This window comes from Pseudomonas sp. AC247, from assembly GCF_979258015.1.
The window spans coordinates 555,224-576,051 of sequence record NZ_OZ409829.1; the positions used below are offsets into that span (position 1 = coordinate 555,224).

General features: G+C 58.3%; 16 protein-coding genes. 3 read left to right on the plus strand and 13 right to left on the minus strand.

Going from position 1 to position 20,828, the window contains the following annotated elements:
• Positions 1–102: 102 nt before the first annotated feature.
• The 3 genes from ACZZ0B_RS02705 to ACZZ0B_RS02715 all read right to left on the minus strand — a co-directional run bounded on the left by ACZZ0B_RS02705 (position 103) and on the right by ACZZ0B_RS02715 (position 5,490).
• Entirely contained in the window at positions 103–2,175 is a 2,073-nt protein-coding gene (locus ACZZ0B_RS02705) for a TerD family protein (protein ID WP_463544316.1), read from the minus strand.
• A gap of 339 nt (positions 2,176–2,514) precedes the next feature.
• On the minus strand, positions 2,515–3,597 hold the full coding sequence (locus ACZZ0B_RS02710; protein WP_463544317.1) for a membrane-targeted effector domain-containing toxin: 1,083 nt from the start codon (positions 3,595–3,597) through the stop codon (positions 2,515–2,517).
• Between the two features lie 186 nt (positions 3,598–3,783).
• Entirely contained in the window at positions 3,784–5,490 is a 1,707-nt protein-coding gene (locus ACZZ0B_RS02715; RefSeq protein WP_463544318.1) for a dermonecrotic toxin domain-containing protein, read from the minus strand.
• Positions 5,491–5,743: 253 nt separating this feature from the next.
• Between ACZZ0B_RS02715 and ACZZ0B_RS02720 the strand changes: the two genes are divergently transcribed.
• Together ACZZ0B_RS02720 and tadA are read left to right on the plus strand one after the other, a co-directional pair.
• Entirely contained in the window at positions 5,744–7,120 is a 1,377-nt protein-coding gene (locus ACZZ0B_RS02720; RefSeq protein WP_463544319.1) for a multicopper oxidase family protein, read from the plus strand.
• On the plus strand, positions 7,120–7,617 hold the full coding sequence (tadA, locus tag ACZZ0B_RS02725) for a tRNA adenosine(34) deaminase TadA (protein WP_463544320.1): 498 nt from the start codon (positions 7,120–7,122) through the stop codon (positions 7,615–7,617). The genes ACZZ0B_RS02720 and tadA overlap by 1 nt, the downstream gene beginning before the upstream one ends.
• Positions 7,618–7,743: 126 nt before the next feature.
• Here the strand turns inward: tadA and cmoB are convergent, their stop codons facing one another.
• The 10 genes from cmoB to ACZZ0B_RS02775 all read right to left on the minus strand — a co-directional run bounded on the left by cmoB (position 7,744) and on the right by ACZZ0B_RS02775 (position 20,309).
• Positions 7,744–8,700, minus strand: coding sequence for a tRNA 5-methoxyuridine(34)/uridine 5-oxyacetic acid(34) synthase CmoB (gene cmoB, locus ACZZ0B_RS02730; protein WP_463544321.1), 957 nt, complete (start codon positions 8,698–8,700; stop codon positions 7,744–7,746).
• Positions 8,697–9,440, minus strand: a complete 744-nt coding sequence (gene cmoA, locus ACZZ0B_RS02735; RefSeq protein WP_440094478.1) for a carboxy-S-adenosyl-L-methionine synthase CmoA — start codon at positions 9,438–9,440, stop codon at positions 8,697–8,699. Before cmoA ends, cmoB begins: the two co-directional genes overlap by 4 nt.
• Positions 9,441–9,623: 183 nt before the next feature.
• Positions 9,624–10,112 (minus strand): hypothetical protein, encoded by a 489-nt coding sequence (locus ACZZ0B_RS02740; RefSeq protein WP_463544322.1) that lies wholly within the window; start codon positions 10,110–10,112, stop codon positions 9,624–9,626.
• A 133-nt stretch (positions 10,113–10,245) separates the two neighbouring features.
• Positions 10,246–10,893, minus strand: a complete 648-nt coding sequence (locus tag ACZZ0B_RS02745) for a lysoplasmalogenase (RefSeq protein ID WP_463544323.1) — start codon at positions 10,891–10,893, stop codon at positions 10,246–10,248.
• A 2-nt stretch (positions 10,894–10,895) separates the two neighbouring features.
• Positions 10,896–11,288 (minus strand): protease inhibitor I42 family protein, encoded by a 393-nt coding sequence (locus ACZZ0B_RS02750; RefSeq protein ID WP_008082494.1) that lies wholly within the window; start codon positions 11,286–11,288, stop codon positions 10,896–10,898.
• 223 nt (positions 11,289–11,511) lie between these two features.
• Entirely contained in the window at positions 11,512–11,901 is a 390-nt protein-coding gene (locus ACZZ0B_RS02755) for a hypothetical protein (RefSeq protein ID WP_008082492.1), read from the minus strand.
• A gap of 198 nt (positions 11,902–12,099) precedes the next feature.
• Positions 12,100–14,517 carry an endopeptidase La gene (gene lon, locus ACZZ0B_RS02760; RefSeq protein WP_463544324.1) on the minus strand — a complete coding sequence of 806 codons (2,418 nt, stop codon included), beginning with the start codon at positions 14,515–14,517 and terminating at the stop codon, positions 12,100–12,102.
• 913 nt (positions 14,518–15,430) lie between these two features.
• Positions 15,431–15,796 (minus strand): DUF6124 family protein, encoded by a 366-nt coding sequence (locus tag ACZZ0B_RS02765; protein WP_463544325.1) that lies wholly within the window; start codon positions 15,794–15,796, stop codon positions 15,431–15,433.
• A 522-nt stretch (positions 15,797–16,318) separates the two neighbouring features.
• The gene (locus ACZZ0B_RS02770) at positions 16,319–18,730 is read right to left on the minus strand and encodes a glucose/quinate/shikimate family membrane-bound PQQ-dependent dehydrogenase (RefSeq protein WP_400752260.1); all 2,412 of its coding nucleotides are present in this window, start codon (positions 18,728–18,730) and stop codon (positions 16,319–16,321) included.
• A gap of 217 nt (positions 18,731–18,947) precedes the next feature.
• Positions 18,948–20,309 carry a carbohydrate porin gene (locus tag ACZZ0B_RS02775; protein WP_158833869.1) on the minus strand — a complete coding sequence of 454 codons (1,362 nt, stop codon included), beginning with the start codon at positions 20,307–20,309 and terminating at the stop codon, positions 18,948–18,950.
• A 287-nt stretch (positions 20,310–20,596) separates the two neighbouring features.
• On the opposite strand from ACZZ0B_RS02775, the gene ACZZ0B_RS02780 reads away from it, so the two are divergent.
• The gene (locus ACZZ0B_RS02780) at positions 20,597–20,827 is read left to right on the plus strand and encodes a VF530 family protein (RefSeq protein ID WP_008088485.1); all 231 of its coding nucleotides are present in this window, start codon (positions 20,597–20,599) and stop codon (positions 20,825–20,827) included.
• The last annotated feature ends 1 nt before the right edge of the window (position 20,828 follow it).

Genomic DNA, 20,828 nt, shown 5'->3' on the forward strand with positions numbered 1-20,828 from the left:
GCGCTTAGGCGCCTTTTTTGTTGGGTGTGTCCCTGGCCAGAGCAATCATTCGAAGCCTGACTAGAGTGCAGCGCTAGATTCGCAAGCGGGCTGGCTCAGGTATTAAAGAAACTGTGACCGAATCAAGTCGGTATCGAACGGCGTTATCCCTTGGTCAGGTTTAAATACCACCTGTGCCTGCTGTGGCGAAGCCACTCGTTCCCCTCGCGCTCGAACATGTAAATCGAACAAAGTCTCCAGATCCGGCCGTGGTGTATGCACCAAAGCCCGCAGCATCAATGACACCCCGCTGAGGTTGTTCCCGACGTTGTTCCACCGCGGAGCTGAAGTGAGTCCCAGGTCGGCCCAAATCATGCGTCGTTCCTGCAGGTCCATCACGAATGGCAGACAGATCACTGTGTCGGATGCGATATCGATACGGTCGAACACCGATCGCGGCTCGAACACTTCGCCCGACGCTGTATCAGAGCGGGCCATCCAGCCAGCGAAGCATTCCGGGAGATCGCAATACGGCTGCTCGGTGTAAGAGTTGATAGACGTGACGACATAACGGATACCCTTCTCGATAAGGACGTCGATGTCGAGGTCGATGAACTCCGAAGCCCCTTCGGGTGCATCGACGATGTCGCCGCTGTGGTAACCGCCGTAGCCCTGCAGGTTGTAGTACGCGACCGTATCTTTGAACACGAAGTCGGCGTCGAAAAATGCGGCGGACAAGTCGATATCCGTGCGTTCACTGCCATTCTTCCACCACAGAAACAGGCGAATGAATTGTGTGTCGGGCACAGGCAAGCGACTGCCCCGTACTAGTGTACGTAGCGACTTCGATGCAGCGCGCTGCGCCAGCGGTACCTTGTATTCGCGTAATGCCGGGTCAATGAAGCAGCGGCCTAATGGTGGCAGTGAGGCAAAACGCTGTACGAGAGCTTCCTCGCAGATACGAGCCGCTGCGGCCAACACTTCAGGTGTGAGAGGTTCGCGCCGATCTGTGATCGCATAGACTTTGGCGAGTGAACCTTTCGGTGTGAACGCGCGCAAGGGCAGAGGGCGCGGTGCACGTAATTGGGCCAGCAATTGCAGCAGGACAGGCGAGGAGACTTGTGCCGCAACAGCCTCGAATGCGTTGAGTACAGAGTCTGCTTGTGTCGCGCGGCGCAGGGTCACGTCTAGTCGTCGTGCGAACTCACCAGGACGGCTTTGTAGTAGAGGCGTAAGAGCGGCGATGTCATGCTGGGCCAGCAATATTTCGACACGTGAATTGAAGGTGGCGGGCGGTTCGTTACGACGCGCCGCTGTAATTGCGGCTAGCGCTCGTGGGTACTTATCGGCGTAGTCTCCCGGATGCAGTACTTCAGCCAATCGTTTCCAGCGCTCAGCATGGCGCATCACGTCTTCTACAGCGTTTGGAATGTTATCGAGCATGCGCAAAAACTGGCGGCGCATCGAGCGCTTCATTGCTTTGAAACGTGTCGAAGCTGTCGTCAGTGACACATCTCCTCCACTCAATGCGACCGCCAGTCGTAGAACGTCCGTTGCCGTCTCGACGTTTCGCTCCAGAAAAGCGTCCACCCGTGCATCGCCGGCGACATGCAGGATCAACGCGCCGCCAACCTGTGCACGGATCTCCCGGAACGGGATGATCTCGGGCAGCAGACGGAACACATCGCTTTTGTACTCGCGGATAAACCAGACGACATCGGCAGTCTCCTCTTCGGAAAGCGAGGTGCGCGATGAAACCAGCGGTTCAAGCAGTGCCTCGAACTCAGAGGCGCTTCCAGAATCAATCACCCAAGGTATGAAGTTGCCCTCAAACAAGGGAGGTCGAGAGTTTTCTGTCTTTGGTAAGCGCCGAAGCGTGAAATAGTGCATGACGGCGTTCAGGTACAGCTCCGCCTCCGAGGCCTTCAGAACCTGTTCTGGAAAGTCAGGATAAAACGGCCGGTGGTGTACATGAGCGCCAGCTCGGCGCCGAAGCATTCCGACAATGTCGCGCAGCCAGTACTTGAGTTCTTTGGGTGACAACCCGCCAATTTGCTCAATCAGAGATTCTGAGAATAGGCATCGAAATGCCGCGACTTCCCGGACAGCGGACGCGACCTGAGCGCGCGTGGCACCGCCCGTGCCCAGCGGGACTTGAACTTTGTTACGGCGACGTAGGAATAGCTCCTGATTCATGCTTGATTTTCTCCTTTGGCCGCCGTCGTGAACGAGCTGCAGCATCCTACAGCCGATAAAAAAAAACGCCTGCAAAAAGCAGGCGCGTTGTGGAGAGCGAAACCCCTAGGTCATAGGAGGTTTAGAAGGAAGGTGTTCCATAGCCACGGGCGCATTCTACGTAACGTTGTCGTTGTTTGTCAGGTTGTCGTTTGCTTCAACCGTTACAAGCTGCGTCGGCAAAGAATGGGCTGATGAGCGGCAAGTTGCTTGTTCACCGAACGGACGAGTAACGGCGTTATTGATCTGACGGGCACATCGCCGCCCGAAGGCTCGCGGCAGGCGATGGGCTTTTTTACGTCAGCTGATTTTGATCGGTTTGAACCCCATGATCCGCAACGCAGCCGAGAGCTCGGCCAGGTTGGGGTAACGTCGGCCGCTGATGGGCCAGTTCGGTCGTTCAACGTAATAGAACCCGCCCTTGTTAAGGATCGGCGTGCGCACGATGCTGCCATCGCTGCTGCGATGAACCAGCGTGGCGACGTCGTCGATGTTCATCACCGTGCAATCGCCGGGATTGATCAGTGTTTTCTCTAATGAGTCGGCCAAGGCAACGCTGGCGGGCGTGTCGATTTGCAGGCGCAGGTCGCTTTTGACGGGCGATAACGGGCGGGCAAACTCGTCGGTCGGAATGCGCCCGGGATCCGGCTCTATGCCTCGGGCAGTTCCGGCCGGGGTGCTTTCTATACGCAGGCCGATGCCGCCTTCCAGTTCGCTTAAGCCCGGTACGCCTTCCCAGGTATTGGCATGGCTGTCGCCTACCAGCGCGACCCAGCGATGGGCGCCACGAGCGTTCTGATCCGCCGTGATCACCTCATGCGAAAAGTAATTCATCATCTTCTGGCGGAAAGTGCTTTTGTCGACACCGCTCATGCCGGTGCTTCTATAGCTGGCCAGGCAATCGATCGACTGGATGCGGATATGATTTTTTTGCGCCGCTTTGGCCAGTTCGAGAAAGGTGTACTGGCCGCTGGTGTCGGTTTTGAATCCTCCATCCATGGTCTTCAGGTAGGTTTCCAGCGTCTCCGACATCTTCCCGGTGCGATTGAAAACATCCAGATCGGCTTGATGGAAGTCTGTCAGCACATGCTCCAGATACAGGGTTTTGACCTTCTGTTTACTGAGTGCCGCCATATTGTCGATCAGAAACTGTTTGCTGCCGACACTGGAGTGATTTTCGCCAATGACCAGCCCGGACGCCGATTTATACAGCTTCTTGATGATTTCTTTCGGCGCGAGTTTCGCTGGCAATTCAGGGATTTGCGGGCGCGATGGCAACGTGTGGGATTCCAGAAAGGCAGTGGCATCGCGGTACAACGTCTGGCGTAACGCCTTGAACTCAGCGTGCGGATTACTCGCGTCCGTTTTTGGCAGGGTGGCCATGTAATCTTTGAGCTCGTATTTGGTCCCCCGTCCTTGAGCTATTTCGTTGAGCGCATCACGGGAAGCAGGTGGAATGTCGTAAGCAGTCGGCGGACTGTCCACCTCGGGCAACGGAGTGCGGACGCGACCCCATGGCCACAGTCCGATGCACTTGCCGCCGCCCATCAGACCCGGGCGGTTGATCGGTTACCATTCGCCAGCTTCATCCAGTCGAATCGGCAAACTGCGATAGAACGAGTAAGGATTTTCTGGATCAATGATCGCCCAGCTCTTGAGCTCTTTGATGAAGCGAACCAGGTAGTAACTGTCGTTGATCAGTACGTAATGTCCACCACCCGGCGGTTGAAAGATCCCCTGATACTGGCCTTCTCGCGAGACAGGCGATAATCCGTCCAGCACTTCATTGGTCTCGAAAGACTCCAGTAAGTCTGCGCCTTGTTGCGCATAAGCGGGTCCCGGGGCGTAACGCGCAATAGGCGGGACATCTGCAATATCTGCAGACGATTCGTCGATGAGGGGTTCGCTAAACTCGTCCTGCACGTTAAACGTTTCGCTGGCTTCGCCAACTTCCGCGACCTCTGCTGCACCGCGCAGATAAGTCAGGTTGAACAGCACATCGATTCCGCTGGCAATTGCCCCCATCACTCCGGCCTTGCGATCGGCCTTGCTGGTGCCGTTGATGGCCTGATCGATGTTCAAGCCCATGTCGGCCAGCCCCGCACCGACCACTGCCAGCGCAACGGGCCAGCCCACGGCGGCCATGGAGCCGAAAACCCGAAGAAAGGCATTCAGGTAGCCGATCCACATCTTTTTGCGCAACTCGCCATTGGAATGCAGCGACAGGTCGGCATCGCTGTGCATGCGCGCCTTGACCGAGTCGCGCAGCCAACTGAATGCATCACCGGTGATCGCTGCAGGATTCTGATTGATCAAGTGGTGATCGCTGGCGCCCCACGTCGAGTAAAGCAAGTCGATCATGGCATTCAGACCGATATTGCCGTCGTCTTGTTGCTGGGCCGCCAACGGAAAATGCGCCATGAAGCGTGCGCGATTTTCCGCGTGGTTGTTTTGCATCAGCAGCCACCAGTGCAGATCGGATTCGCTGGCGAGAATATGGAAGCAGTCGAGTTCACCGGGAGTGTAGAGAATCTGCGTGCCGTTGCTGTCGCTGATGCACAGAATGTCCGTTGCGCTGTAGCCGCCGATATTCAGCGCGCACACACGCAGACCTTCAGCGACCGGTGCTTCAGTTTGCAAATAAGCCCGCGAGACGGGCCAGTCGATATCGCTCGCCACAGCCTTGATCAGCGTCTTCAGATTTTCATTATTCAGCCGCTCGCCATCGTGTTCATCGAGGGCCTTGGCGAGGAAATTCAGTTTGGCCAGCGTGCGGAAGTCGTCTGAGTGCAGCGCCCAGAACTGCTGCATTTTCGTTCGGTAGAGCTCGCTGAAGTTGATCGCCCAGAGGTCTTTCAAGACTTCGCTGGGGCGCAGCCGGACTTCATTGGTCTCGTTATAGATCGCCGCGTCCGCGCCTACGTTGTAGAAACCGCCATAGCCGTCGAGCAGGTCGGAATTGTCCTGATCGTGGGCGTGAAAGCGTTTGACCACCAGCTCCGCCAGCGTCAGTGATTCCGAAGGTTTCGGGTAATGCTCCCACCCCAGAAAGGCCTTGTCGCTGCTGACCGAGGTGTTGCTGAAGCGATGCCACCAGACATCCTCGGGATCAATGTCTTTGATGCCGTAATGGTCGAGAATGCCTTGGGCCGCTTCGTGGGCCATGTCGTGCAAGTCGGGACAAGCCTCGGTAAACGGCAGCACCAGCGCTTGCAGAGACTGTTCATCCGCCGGGTTCGGCAGCAGTGACGGGGGCAGGGTTACAGAAATGTTCACTTCTCGCTCCTTGAGAAATGGGGGATAAAAAACTGATCAGCACTATGGCTTTTTCATAGGGACGAATCTGTAGGGCTCAGGCCATTTCAAGGTAACGAAAGAGGACAGGACCTGTAAGAAACCGCCCCCGCACAGGTGGCAAACCTGTGTCGCATTGCCACGCCGGCCTTACTGTTTCGCAGTTGCAGGTGTATCGTATTCGCCTTTTAACGGGCCCCCGGGCCTGTCGCTGATACGTGAGGTAGTTGAGTTCATGTCCTTTACCCGTCGCCAAATCCTCGGTGGCCTGGCCGGTCTTGTTGTCGTTGGTGTCGGGGCGGGGGGCGCGTCGCGTTACTGGCTGGGCAAGATGGCGGATGCTGAGGCGGGGCATGACTACGAGCTGATCGCTGCGCCGCTGGACGTTGAGTTGGTGCCAGGGCACAAGACCGAAGCCTGGGCGTTCGGCCCTTCGGCGCCAGGAACCGAGCTGCGTGTGCGTCAGGGCGAATGGCTGCGGGTGCGCTTCATCAACCACTTGCCGGTGGCGACCACCATCCACTGGCACGGCATCCGTCTGCCGCTGGAGATGGACGGCGTGCCGTACGTGTCGCAACTGCCGGTGCTTCCCGGTGAATACTTCGATTACAAATTCCGCGTGCCGGATGCCGGCAGCTACTGGTATCACCCGCACGTCAGCAGCAGCGAAGAGTTGGGGCGCGGGCTGGTCGGGCCGCTGATCATCGAAGAGCGCGAGCCGACCGGTTTCGTCTACGAAAAGACCCTGAGCCTGAAGAACTGGCACATCGATGACGAAGGCAATTTCGTCGAGTTCAGCATCCCGCGTGAAGCGGCGCGTGGCGGTACGGCGGGGCGTCTTTCGACGATCAATGGAGTGCCGACGCCGGTGATCGAATTGCCCGCCGGGCAGATCACCCGCGTGCGCTTGCTCAATCTCGATAACACCCTGACGTATCGCATCAACATCCCCGGCGTCGAAGCGAAGATCTACGCGCTGGACGGCAACCCGGTCGAGCCACGGCCGCTGGGCAAGGAATACTGGCTCGGCCCCGGCATGCGTATTTGCCTGGCGATCAAGGCACCGGCGGCCGGCGAAGAGTTATCGCTGCGCAACGGCCCGGTGCGTCTGGGCACGCTGCGTTCGGTGGCCAATACCGACGCGCCGACGGACTGGCCGAAAGCCCTGCCGGCCAACCCGGTGGCCGAACCGGATCTGGCCAATGCCGAGAAACTCAACTTCAATTTCGAATGGGTCGGATCGGTGTCGGTCGACGTCGACAACGGTCGGCCGCCGAGCCTGTGGCAGATCAACGGCAAGGCTTGGGACATCACCGACAAGACGTGTGCTGATCGGCCAATCGCCAGCCTGAAACTGGGGCAGAGCTATATTTTCGAATTGAAAAACATGACCCAGTATCAGCACCCGATCCACCTGCACGGCATGAGCTTTAAAGTGTTGTCGTCGAACCGGCACAAGGTCATTCCGTATTTCACCGACACCTATCTGCTGGGCAAGAACGAGCGCGCGCAAGTGGCGCTGGTGGCCGATAATCCGGGGGTGTGGATGTTCCACTGCCATGTGATCGACCACATGGAAACCGGCCTGATGGCCGCCATCGAGGTGAAGTGATGCGCCAGATTCGCCCCGCAGCGATCATCGACCGCAGCCGCGACCGTGACTTCATGCGCGAAGCCCTTGCCCTTGCCGCGCAAGGTGCAGCGCTCGGCGAAGTGCCGGTGGGCGCGGTACTGGTGCAGGATGGCGAGATTATCGGGCGTGGGTTTAATTGCCCGATCAGTGCCAGCGACCCGAGTGCGCATGCCGAAATGGTCGCGATTCGTGCGGCCGCGCAGGCGGTGGATAACTATCGGCTGCCGGGCAGCACGCTGTATGTGACGCTGGAACCGTGCAGCATGTGCGCGGGCTTGATTGTGCATTCGCGGGTGGCGCGCGTGGTGTATGGGGCGCTGGAGCCGAAGGCGGGGATTGTGCAGAGTCAGGGGCAGTTCTTTACCCAGGGCTTTCTCAACCATCGAGTGTTGTATGAAGGTGGGGTGTTGGCCGAAGAGTGTGGCGCCGTGCTGACCGAATTTTTTAGAGCCCGCCGCGCGAAACCCATTGAATAAACGCAAAGCGAAACTGTAGGAGTGAGCCTGCTCGCGATAGCGGTCTGCCAATCACCTCAATATTGACTGGCAGACCGCTATCGCGAGCAGGCTCACTCCTACAGGGTTATGCGGCGTTTTTGTGGGTTATTTACGGGCGACGATCACGGCACGCATCGGCGCCGGCAGGCCTTCGATGGTTTTGCTGTGGTCTTCGGGATCAAGGAAGTCGCTCAACGACTGATACTTCATCCACTCCGTACCGCGCTGCTCTTCAACCGTTGTCGTGCTCACATCCACGCAACGAATGTCGGTAAACCCCGCACGCCGCAACCACAATTCCAGCGCCGGCACCGACGGCAGGAACCAGACGTTACGCATCTGCGCATAACGGTCTTCCGGCACTAGCACCTGATGCTTGTCGCCTTCCACTACCAGCGTTTCCAGCACCAGTTCGCCACCCTTGACCAGGCAGTCCTTGAGCGCCAGCAAATGTTCGATCGGCGAGCGACGGTGATAGAACACGCCCATCGAAAACACCGTGTCGAAACCTTCCAGATTCGCCGGCAGATCTTCAAACGGGAACGGCAGGTGCCAGGCATTCGGCTCTGACAGATAGCGCTGTACTGCCTGGAACTGGCAAAAGAACAGCCAGTTCGGATCAACGCCAATCACACTGTCTGCACCCGCGCCGAGCATGCGCCACATGTAGTAACCGTTACCGCAGCCGACATCGAGGATGCGTTTGCCCTTAAGGTCCAGATGCGGAGCGACGCGTGACCACTTCCAGTCCGAACGCCATTCAGTGTCGACGTGCACACCAAACAAGTCGAACGGCCCCTTGCGCCACGGCGACAAGCCCATCAATGCGGTACGCATCTGCGCGCGGGTTGCATCGTCGCAATCGGTGTCGAGCTTCAGGCCGTTGAGCAAATCGATTTCGCTTGGCTGGATCTTCGGCAAGGCATCCAGCGCACTTTGCCAGCGCTCCAGGTCGCCGTGACCTTTCTCCATTTTGTTGTCGAGTTGACGCTGCAGGGTGTTGGCCCATTCAGCCAGCGGCGTGCCGGCCAGACGGCGGGCGAGGGGGGACAGATCAATCATGGCAAGGCAATCAACGAGGCAAAGTTAAGACACTGGAACCACGGCACGACTTTCGAGAACCCGGCCGCCAACAGGCGTTCGCGGTGTTCTTCGAGGCTGTCGGGCTTCATGACGTTTTCGATGGCGCTGCGCTTCTGGGCGATTTCCAGTTCGCTGTAGCCGTTGGCGCGTTTAAAGGCGACGTGCAGATCAGTGAGCAGCGCGTGCTCTTCGGTATCGTTGAAACGCAGCTTTTCCGAGAGAATCAGCGCGCCACCCGGCAGCAGCGATTGGCGGATGCGCGAGAGCAACGCGGTGCGTTGATCCGGGGCGATGAATTGCAGGGTGAAGTTCAGCGCCACCACCGAGGCGGGCTGGAAGTCGAGGGCGAGGATGTCGCCTTCGATCACTTCGACCGGCAGCAACTCCTGGAACATCGAGTCCTGACCGTTGAGGTATTCGCGGCAGCGCTCAACCATCGCCGCCGAGTTATCCACCGCGATCACCCGGCAACCGTCGGTGCGCACGTGGCGGCGCAGGGCTTGAGTGACTGCGCCCAGCGAGGAGCCGAGGTCGTAGAGCACGCTGTGCGGCTGAGCGAACTGCGCCGCGAGTACGCCGAGGTTTTCGACGATGGTCGGGTAACCCGGTACCGAGCGCTTGATCATGTCCGGGAACACCCGCACCACGTCCTCGTTGAAGGCGAAGTCAGGCACCTGGGCCAGAGGCTTGGCGAAAATGCGATCGGGTTCTTTGCTCACGGCGGTGTCCGGCGATGTCGGTGGAAAAGGCCGGCATTTTAGCCAAACTGGCGCGAGGTTGCTTGGGTTGTCTGATAAAGCGTGAGGAGCGGAGTCGGGTATTTTTTGCAGGACGCGGTCAGAAAAGACCAATGAATGATCAAACGAGCAACGATGTTTGATCATTCATTATTCGGCGCGAGATCAGAAGCTGTGCTTGAAAACACGAAGTTCGGCTTTGCCCGCGATATGCAGCTCTTTGTTTCTGTTGTCTGTACCTGTGAAGTCAAACTCGATGAGATGGCTCACTTCGTCTGAATTGTTCTCGATCACTTCGACTGTAAAAGTGCCGGACTTCGGTTTGTATTGGTAGGAGGTCGTGAAGCCGATGGCGGCGGCATCTTCGTAATAGTAGCTACCGAGGAAGGGGAATGACGGGCCTGTGACTGAATAGGTACCCGACGCAATGTTTTTATCAAAAACGAATGTCATGCCTTTTTTGGATCGATGCGAGAGGTCGTCAACATTTTGTCGAGCGATATAGCCAATTAACGTCCCGTCTTCCTGCTCCTGAAACTCTACATTCTGCGTCTGCAGCTTCACGCGGCCCGAAACTTTGGCTTCAATCTCGGCACTGACCGTGATGAAGATCAGGTCGGTGGATTTCGATTTTTTGCTTTTGAACAAACTCATGATTTTCTTCCTTGGTTTACATTCGTGGGAGATAACGCCACTGAGATGGTAGGTAGGTAAGAAAATACGAGCTACTGTCAGAACTGACAGTTCCTTAGAGCCTTTCGCAATAAGTCCCGGGTACTATCGAAGTTCAAGTGTGATCAGCACGCTGCTTTTGAGTGAACGCTGACGCTGCAATCCCCCATTGTCCCAACCAATAACTGAGAATAATCACGTACGGCGCAGCGGAGAACGGCGAAACAAATCGGTTGATCCCGATCACACTGTCGGAAAAAACAAACGCCAGCGCACCGGCGGCCGCCAACAATGCCGAGCGTTTCGGCACGTCGGTGCCCAGCCGGGCCAATGCGCGCCAGAGCATGGCGCTGATGGCCGTGCCGTAGACGATCACCGGCACCAGCAACGGGCCAAGTCCATTGGATAGCAGAATTCCCAGCAGCACCGCGCCTACACCCACGGCCAGCAGCAGTGGCAGCCATGCCAGGCGCCGGCAATCGCTCAAATAGGCCTTGAGATATGCCAGATGCGCGACCAGAAACGCGCCGAGCCCGAACACAAACAGATCGCCGGGCCACGCCAGCAGCACGTCGCCGAGCAGAGAGAAAATCAGGCCGAGGCTGATCCAGCGCCGATAGTCGCTGGGCGGTGCATCGTGTAACCAGCCGAGCAACGCCAGTACCGGCAACGGTTTGACCAACAGACAAAGCAGCGCTGCGTGCGTGCTGACACCGTAAAGAAAGGTCACCGCGCCCATCAGCGCCAGAATCAGCCAGCCCACGATCAGTTCACCGAAATGGCGCAGTCAAAGGTCTCCACCGGCAACACTTCCGGTGCCCACGGTTGCTGCGAGGTCAGACGCAGACGCCCGGTGCCAGGAGCGAACGCTTGAAAGCGCCAGGTGGAGAGTCCGGCCGCGCCGACCACACCGGCGTCCTCCGGATTGCTGTACACCTCGGGGCTCAGTGCGCGCAGCACGCCACCGGCCGAGTCCTGAATGGCCCAGCGATAACCGGTGGTTGGATTGCTTGGCAACATGACGATCAGGTTTTGCCCGTTGGTCAGCCGCACCGGGCATTCGCTCTGCTTTTCCACGGTCACATTATGTTTCGGTTGGCTGGCGCAAGCGGCCAGCAACGAGAGGGCGAGGGGGACAAACAGGCGAGTGGGGGACATAAGGTCAGCGGCTCCGGGCGTTCACGACGAACGGCGAGCATAACTGAAGATGAGACAAAGTGTGACAGTCAGCAAGTCCAGTGTTGTAGCACTGATGCCATCGCTGGCAAGGCAGCTCCCACAGGTTTCTTGGTTGAACACAAGATTGGTGAGCACCAATGAACATTGTGGGAGCTGGCTTGCCAGCGATAGCGGATTTACCGGCGAGGAAAATTAGATGTGATCACGGTATAACCAGATCAACTTCAATGTCCTCGGCGTGTGTATTAAATGTCAGTTTGAAATTCAACCGGTATTTCAGGTTGATGTTGTCGAGGGTGGAATTGAATGTACCCGCTTTAGCGTAGTGTTTTCCTGCCATGCTGAGATAGAAAACTTCTCTCAGTCTTTGGTTGGGCACAAACGTTTGCTCACCGTCAGGTGTGGATCGATCGATGACTAACCTGATCGATTGTCCCTCTCTGAATCCAAGCCTGTAGGAACCTTCGATGATGATGTAAGTGCTCTGATTATCTACGGTGATAAGGTCCGTTTCAAAAAGCGGACTACCGTTTTTCGTGGCTATAAATGTTTTTTTGTCTTTTAGTCCGTCGCAAGCTTCGTGCGCCCTCATGATGTTGCTCCTCTCATAAATTTAAAATTCATGCCGAGGAACGTTAAAGGAGCTGGTACGGGTTGGGTACTGTCAGCTCTGTCAGTTTTTAAACACTATTTGCAATTAAGATTACGTTTTAATGCCCTGCTGCGGACTTGTTACCTTCATCACGGGGAATCGCTATGCCCGTGACGAAGGTCATTAAATGATGACTTCTTAGAAAAGCACCTTCGCCACATCGGCAAACTTCTTCGCGAAATGCACGGTGATCCCTTCCTTCAGATAATCCGGCAGCTCTTCGAAGTTACCGCGGTTAGGCTCCGGCAAAATCAACTCGAAGATCTTCTGCCGCCGCGCCGCAATCACCTTCTCGCGCACCCCGCCAATCGGCAGTACATGCCCAGTCAACGTCAGTTCGCCGGTCATCGCCACACCTTTCTTCGGCGGCTGATTACGCGCAAGCGAGAGCAGCGCACTGGCCATGGTCACACCGGCGCTCGGGCCGTCTTTCGGGGTGGCGCCTTCGGGTACGTGCAGGTGGACGAAGGCTTCGTCGAAGAACTTCGCGTCACCGCCGAACTGTTTCAGGTGCGAGCTGACGTAGCTGTAGGCGATCTCCGCCGATTCCTTCATCACATCGCCCAGTTGCCCGGTGAGTTTGAAACCGCGATTGAGCGTGTGAATGCGCGTCGCTTCGATCGGCAAGGTCGCGCCGCCCATGCTGGTCCAGGCCAGACCGGTAATCACACCGGTGCCGGACAGCACTTGTTCGTTGCGGAACACCGGATGACCCAGTGACGCTTCCAAATCTTTCGGCCCGAGTTTGATCACCGCTTTCGGGTCGTCGATCAGCTTCATCACCGCTTTGCGCACCAGTTTGCCCATCTGTTTTTCCAGCTGGCGCACGCCGGCTTCACGGGCGTAACCGTCGATCAGGGACTTGAGCGCGCTGTCGCTGATGCTCAGGCTGCCCTTGGACACGCCGGCCTTTTCCAGCAATTTCGGCCACAGGTGACGCTTGGCGATGGCGACTTTTTCTTCGGTGATGTAACCCGACAGGCGAATCACTTCCATCCGGTCCAGCAGTGGGCCGGGAATCGAATCGAGGGTGTTGGCGGTGCAGACGAACAGGACTTTCGACAAGTCCATGCGCAGGTCGAGGTAATGGTCGAGGAATTCGACGTTCTGTTCCGGGTCGAGGGTTTCCAGCAGCGCCGAGGCCGGGTCGCCCTGGTAGCTCTGGCCCATCTTGTCGATCTCGTCGAGCATGATCACCGGGTTCATCACTTCGACGTCCTTCAGCGCCTGCACGAGTTTGCCCGGCTGTGCGCCGATGTAGGTGCGGCGGTGTCCCTTGATCTCGGCTTCGTCGCGCATGCCGCCGAGGCTGAAGCGATAGAACGGCCGCCCGAGGGATTCGGCGATGGATTTGCCGACGCTGGTTTTACCAACGCCCGGCGGGCCGACCAGCAGCACGATGGAGCCGCTGATTTCACCTTTATAAGCACCGACGGCGAGGAATTCGAGGATGCGATCCTTGATGTCATCAAGGCCGGCGTGGTGTTTGTCGAGAATTTTGCGCGCGTGCTTGAGGTCGAGTTTGTCCTCGCCATACACGCCCCACGGCACCGAGGTCGCCCAGTCGAGGTAGTTGCGGGTGACCGCGTACTCCGGCGAGCCGGTTTCGAGGATCGACAGTTTGTTCATTTCCTCTTCGAGACGCTTCTGCACCTGCGCAGGCAGGACTTTGCCTTCGAGACGTTGTTCGAACTGTTCGAGGTCGGCGCTGCGGTCGTCCTTGGTCAGGCCAAGTTCCTGCTGGATGACCTTGAGTTGTTCCTTGAGGAAGAACTCGCGCTGATGCTCGCCGATCTTGCGGTTAACTTCTGCCGAGATCTCTTTTTGCAGGCGCGCGACTTCGACTTCCTTGCGCAGCATCGGCAGGACTTTTTCCATGCGCTTGAGCATCGGCACGCAGTCGAGCACTTCTTGCAGCTCGGGGCCGGTGGCGGAGGTCAGGGCGGCGGCGAAGTCGGTCAGCGGCGACGGGTCGTTGGGGCTGAAGCGGTTGAGGTAGTTTTTCAGCTCTTCGCTGTACAGCGGGTTGAGCGGCAGCAGTTCCTTGATCGCGTTGATCAGCGCCATGCCGTAGGCCTTGACCTCATCGGTCGGCTCGGTCGGCTGGTGCGGGTATTCGACTTCGACCAGGTACGGTGGGCGGTGGTGTTTGAGCCAGGTTTTGATGCGTACGCGGCTCAGGCCTTGGGCGACGAATTGCAGTTTGCCGTTTTCGCGGCTGGCGTGGTGAACCTTGACCAGCGTGCCGTATTCGGGGAGGGCGCCGGTGTTGAAGTGGCGCGGGTCTTCCTGGGGCGTGTCCATGAAGAACAGGGCCAGGGAGTGGTGGTCGGATTTGCTGACGAGGTCGAGGGTTTCGGCCCAGGGTTCTTCGTTGACGATGACCGGCAGGACTTGCGCCGGGAAGAACGGGCGGTTGTGGATCGGGATGATGTAGACCTTGTCCGGCAGGTTTTGGCCTGGCAGGGCGAGGCCTTTGCCGGAGGAGGTGTGTTCGATGTGTTCGGCTTCGGTGTAGTCGTCGGGGTGATCGGGGAATTCTTGCTGGTCGCTCATGGGGCACCTGCGCAATGGGGTATGGGTCTTAGATGGGGCAGGCTTTAGGTGGTTTCAATGGTGGGCGATGTTTCTGCTTGTGTGTTCAGGGTTTTGACAGGGGGCACGCTTTGGGCTTGGCGGCCTTTGGGCCGGCCATGTTGTGGGTGTTCGGTGTGTATATCCGTTTCTTCGGTAACGGCTGCTTAGGGTTTCGCCCTGACGGCGACTCACTTTTTTGACAAACGCCTCAAAAAAGTAAGCAAAAAAACGCTTGCTCCTACGTGCGGCCCGCTCGCTGGGGCTCGGGGTTCCTTCGCTGCGGGATTGATCCGGGGGGCATCGCCTACGGTTTGCTTCGCTGCACCTCCTCTCGATGTGTTTGGCTGCGCCAAACGGTCGCTGCGCTCCCACCCCCGGATCAATCCCTCCGCTCAGCCTTCCGACGTCGCTCTTGGATCAAGATCAAGATCAAGAGCTGCAGCCGAGCTAACGCTCATCCTGTTGAGTGGTGAAGAGCGGGCGCGATGCGAAAATTTATTGGGTGAACTCAATTCCTGTGAGCTGGCTTGCCAGCGATGGCGGCCTGACAGCCGACCTGGTTCTGGCGGATGAACTCGATTCAAATGTAGGAGCTGCCGAAGGCTGCGATCTTTTGATCTTGTAGGAGTAAAGCTTGCTCGCGATAACGGCCTGCCAGCCGACCTGTGTCTGGCGGGTGAACTCGATTCACATGTAGGAGCTGCCGAAGGCTGCGATCTTTTGATCTTGCTTTTGTAGGAGTAAAGCTTGCTCGCGATAACGGCCTGCCAGCCGACCTGGTTCTGGCGGATGAACTCGATTCACATGTAGGAGCTGCCGAAGGCTGCGATCTTTTGATTTTAAAAATCCAGATCAACAGATCGCAGCCTTCGGCAGCTCCTACAGGTCGGTGTCAGTTTTGGGTGGGGAGTTCGTGGTTATCCAGTGCGCGGTTCACCGCGAGTTCGGCGAGCATGATGATTTGCTGGAGCGCCAGAATCGTGCGTCGCTGCGGCAGTTCGATGTAGGCGGCGATGTCGCTGGTCATGAGGCTGGCTTGGGCCAGGGATTCGCAAGCGTGTACCAGCAGGCTTTCGTTGTCTTGATCGGGGGCGACCTGGAACATGGTGCTGGGTTTGTGGAAGCGCAGGGTGAGTGCGTTGGGTTTGAGGTAGTGGTCGAGGGCGCGTTCGGCGGCGTCGTGGAATCTTTTTGAGCCGGGGAATTCGTAAGGGGTGGTGTCTTCCGCTGCGGGCGGATTGGGTGTTGGTTTGATCATGGTGAAGCTCCGAATGATGAGTGGTGCTGTCACTCTCAATCGCCGCGACGCGACAAAGGGTGGCAGCTGTACGCAGGTTCGCGGACCGAGCCATTCGGCAATCTCGGCATACCCGAAGGTATCCCGCGCACAGCCACCATCAAACCAAACAACAAGCACCTGAGCGCTCCCGTTTGGGTCGGCGATTATGCATCAAATCGAATGAACTGCTCGGGCCGCGACGCCCGTTCGCTGAATTTGCAGCGACCCTCAGAGCCTATCCACCCCACTTCCGAGGCACAACCGACGCGACTTGTGGGAAAAACTCCGTTCAATCACCAGCATTTGTAGGACGAGCAAATTTCCCACAGCCAACCCATTCCACCCTGTAGGAGCTGCCGAAGGCTGCGATCTTTTGATCTGGCTTTTAAAAGTCAAAAGTCAAAAGATCGCAGCCTTCGGCAGCTCCTACATGGATATGTGGTGCACAAAAAAGGCGATGTCCCTTGCGGGGCATCGCCTTTGTTTTACCGCCGTTGAAGCTTATTCCGGCAGTTTGTAGGCAATGATGTAGTCGCCCATTTTGGTGCCCAGCGAGCCGTGACCGCCGACAACGAGCAGCACGTATTGCTTGCCGTCTTTGCCGGTGTAGGTCATCGGGGTCGCTTGACCACCCGCCGGCAGACGCGATTTCCACAGCTCTTTACCGCTGTTGACGTCGTACGCGCGCAGGTATTGGTCGAGGGTGCCGCTGAGGAAGCCGACGCCGCCAGCCGTGACCATCGAGCCGCCCATGCTCGGCACGCCCAGGGTGAAGCCGATCGGGATTGGCGAGCTGTCGCGGCTGGTGCCGTTTTTGCGTTTCCACACGACTTTGCCGGTGGTCAGGTCGATACCGGCAACGTAGCCCCAGGCCGGGGCCTGGCACGGTACGCCGAGTGGCGACATGAACGGGTGCATGATCACGGCGTATGGCGCGCCAGTGTTCGGTTGCACGCCAGCGGTTTCGCTTTCGCGTTTGCTGCCGGCGGCGACTTGCTCGCGTGGCACCATTTTCGAAACGAAGGCCATGTAGTTCGGGCTGGTGAACAACATTTGGCGAACCGGATCGACCGAAACGCCGCCCCAGTTGAACACGCCGACGTTACCCGGGTAGATCAGGCTGCCCTGTTCCGACGGCGGGGTGTACTGGCCTTCGTAACGCAGTTCTTTGAACTGGATGCGGCACAGCATCTGGTCGAACGGGCTCGCGCCCCACATGGCTTTTTCGGTGAGTTCCGGGGCCAACAGGTTGAGGTCCGAACGGGCCTGGGTCGGTGCGGTGTGGTCGCCTTTGACGGCGCCCTGCGGTACCGGGATTTCCTTGATCGGAATGATCGGCGTGCCGTCACGACGGTCGAGGACGTACAGGCTGCCCTGTTTGGTCGGGGCGATCAGTGCCGGTTTCACGCCGTCGGCGGTTTTCATGTCGAGCAGGGTTGGCTGGCTGCCAACGTCCATGTCCCACAGGTCGTGGTGGGTGAACTGGTAGTTCCAGCGCACTTTACCGGTGGCCAGATCCAGAGCAACGATACCGGCGCTGAATTTCTCGGCGCCCGGGGTGCGGTCAGCGCCCCACTGGTCTGGAGTCTGGTTGCCCAGTGGCAGGTAAACCATGCCGAGTTTTTCGTCGACGCTGGCCAGCGACCACATGTTCGCCGAGTTGCGGCTGTAGGTTTCGCCCGGTGCCAAAGGCTCGGTGGCGTCTGGCTTGTCGCTGTCCCAGTTCCATACGAGGTGACCGTCGTGCACGTCGAAGGCGCGGATCACACCCGATGGCTCGTTGGTCGATTCGTTGTCGGTGACGTGACCGCCCATGATCACCAGATCACGAGTAATCGCGGCCGGCGAGGTGGAGTAGTAGCCACCAGCGGTGAACGGGCCGATGCCTTGGGTCAGGTCAACCACACCGTTGGTGCCGAAGCCTTCGCAGATTTTGCCGGTGTCGGCGTTCAGCGCGATCAGACGGGCATCAGCGGTTGGCAGGTACAGACGACGCGGGCAGGCCTGAGCAACGGCTTTGCCGGCTTCGGAAATCACAGCGGACGCTGCGTTTTCAGTTTTGGCGTACGCGGCTTCGTCGTAGTACGACACGCCACGGCAAGTCATGTGGGCGAAGCCTTTGAAGCCGACCGGGCTCTTGATCTGCGGGTCGAAGCGCCACAGTTCTTTGCCGGTGTCCGGATCCAGGGCCAACACTTTGCTGTGCGCGGTGCAGGCGTAGACCATGCCGTTGGCTTTCAGCGGGGTGTTTTCGTTGGTCAACTCGACCGGGTCATCCGCCGTCGGCAGGTCGCCGGTCTGGATGCGCCAGGCTTCTTGCAGCTTGCCGACGTTGGCCGGGGTGATCTGCTTCAGCGGCGAATAACGGTCACCGAATTCGGTGCGGCCATAGGCCTGCCAGTCGCCATCGGGCATCGCTGGTGCGGTGCTGCTGGTGTCGGCGGTGTCGCGGCCCAGTTCGCCGAAGGTTTCGCCCGGGTGGGTGAACAGGCTGATCAGCGCGGTGAGGCCGGCCAGAACCACGGCCACGGTCAGGCCGCGAGTGCCCATCGGCGCCGGGCCGTCAAGCAGTAGCGGACGACGGAACCACGGTAGCAACATCACGAAGCCGAGGACAAACCACAGGGCCAGACGTGGCACCAGTTGCCACCAGTCCAGACCGACTTCCCACAGCGCCCAAACGGTGCTGGCGAAGAGAACGATGGCGTACAGGCCCAGCGCCGCGCGACGGCGCATCAGCAACAGGATGCCGCTCAGCGCAATGCCGATACCGGCCAGCAGGTAATACAACGAGCCGCCGAGCATGCTCAGCTTGACCCCTCCGGCCAACATGGCCAGGCCCATCAGTAGAAGCAGAATGCCGAGCAGGCTCGGTAGCAAACGGCCCCGACTCGAAGCACTTTCGGTGCTCATAGTGTGATTCTCCGTGACGTTTATGTAGTCCCGCGCTGTAGTCACTGTAGATGACGATTGAGCGCGGGCATGGTTCAGATAAAAACTTGTCTAGCTAACGAATTTCATCTGTAGGAGTGAGCCTGCTCGCGATAGCGCTGTTTCAGTCACTGGAGATGTCGCCTGAAACACCGCTATCGCGAGCAGGCTCACTCCTACAGGGGATCTGTGTGTTGCTTTAGAACGAGGACTGGATTTTGATCCCGCCGATCAGGGCGTCGTCGACGTTGTTCACGCCACCGGGGTGGCGGATGTATTGCAGGTTCGGGCGTACGGTCAGCCAGTTGGTCACGTGCACGCCGTAATACAGCTCGGCGCTGTATTCGGTGTCTTGCGGTGGCAGGAAGGACGGATCGTCGTAGTCGTATACGGCGTTGGCCTGATTCGTCGCTTCGGCGTTTTTGCGGTAGGCCGGGTTGACGTGTACGCGGGCGAGGGCGAAGCCGATGTCATCCTTGGCGCGCGCATCGAACGGGCCTTTGTAGGTGATGCCGGCCTGCACGTAGTTGTCGATCGCGTTGGTTTTCTTGTCGTGCATCGTGCCGTTGGCGAACACGCTCAAACCGCGACTGTTATCGCTGGCAACGCTGGTGACTTGCTGCTGAATGCCCAGCCACACCCCGTGTTTGCTCGACGCGCTGCGATAAGCTTCGCCGCTGAGGGCCGCCGGTTGGCCGTTCTGATCTTTATAAGCGTCAGTGGCTTTGGCGTTGCTGTAGTAGTAGCCGGCGCGGTATTCGCCTGGCAGACCGTTGAGCTTCGGCGTCCACACCAGTTCGATCGGCAGGATCGCGCCTTGGGTGCCGCTGCCGCTCAGTTTGAAGCCGTTGCCGCGATCGAGGTTCGATGGGTTTTGCTCGTAGGCACCGACCTGCGCGTACAACTCTGGGGTCAGGTGATATTTGACGCGCAGCGCCCATTGGCTGACCGGCCAGTTGTACCAGATGCCGCCGACCCAGTTGCCGACCTGCGAGCCGCAGAACGCGAGGTTCTGGAAGTCGCACGGGAAGCTGTTGAAGTCTTCGCCCTCGCCGAAACGGCCGACTTTGATGTCGAGTTTCTGATCGAAGAATTTCTGCTGATACCACATCTGCGTCAGGCGCGTGGTCTGGCCACGGCCCCAGACTTCTTGGGCGGAAGTGAAGCCGCCGACGCGCGGATCGTTGATGCGATCGTTGCTGATGTTGTTGCCGCTGCGTTTGGTGATGGTCAGTTGAAACTCGGCATCGTCCCAGCCTAGGATCTTTTGCAGATCGAGGTGCGTGCCGAGACCGAACTGATCGCTGTAACGCGCGGTGCGGTCATGGTCATAACCGCCGTGCAGGTTGCTGCCCATTTCGCCGGTGTAATCGAGCTTGAAGTCGTAGCCTTTTTCCGAGAGTTCGGTGCGCGTGCCGTTCCAGTCACCAAGCATGTACGGCGATTCACTGTCGAACGCGGGCGCCGCTTGAGCGCAGGTGGCAAGGCCTAGTGCGGTGCAGCCGCCAAGGGTGCGCAGGGCTGAGATAGCGCTGTCTCGGGAGAAGGAAAAATCGGGCATGGACAAGTCTTTTTTTGGTGTTTTCGGGGGTGCAATTCGTGCGCTTCAATATGTCGCAGGCAGTGAAGCGATTCAGCGGAAGGGCGGCAGGATAATGATCTGTAACAAAAAGACAAAGGCCTTTTGCAGACATGCAGCATTTCGCAATCGGTAACAGTCCCTGTAGGAGCTGCCGAAGGCTGCGATCTTTCGACCTTGACCTACATTTGAAGGAAGCCCTTCCACCGAACCACCCCCTCGGCTAAGGTGCGCGGCTTCCGCATTTTTCACTTGCCCAAAGGCCAGGCATGAACGACCAAACCCCCGATCCGCTGCACGGCGTCACCCTCGAACAGATCCTCAACGCTTTGGTGACTCATTACGAATGGTCGGGGCTGGCCGAGCGCATCGATATTCGCTGCTTCAAAAGCGATCCGAGCATCAAGTCGAGCCTGACGTTTCTGCGCAAAACCCCGTGGGCGCGGGAGAAAGTCGAGCGCCTGTACGTGAAGTTGATGCGCACCAAGCGACCGCTCTGAA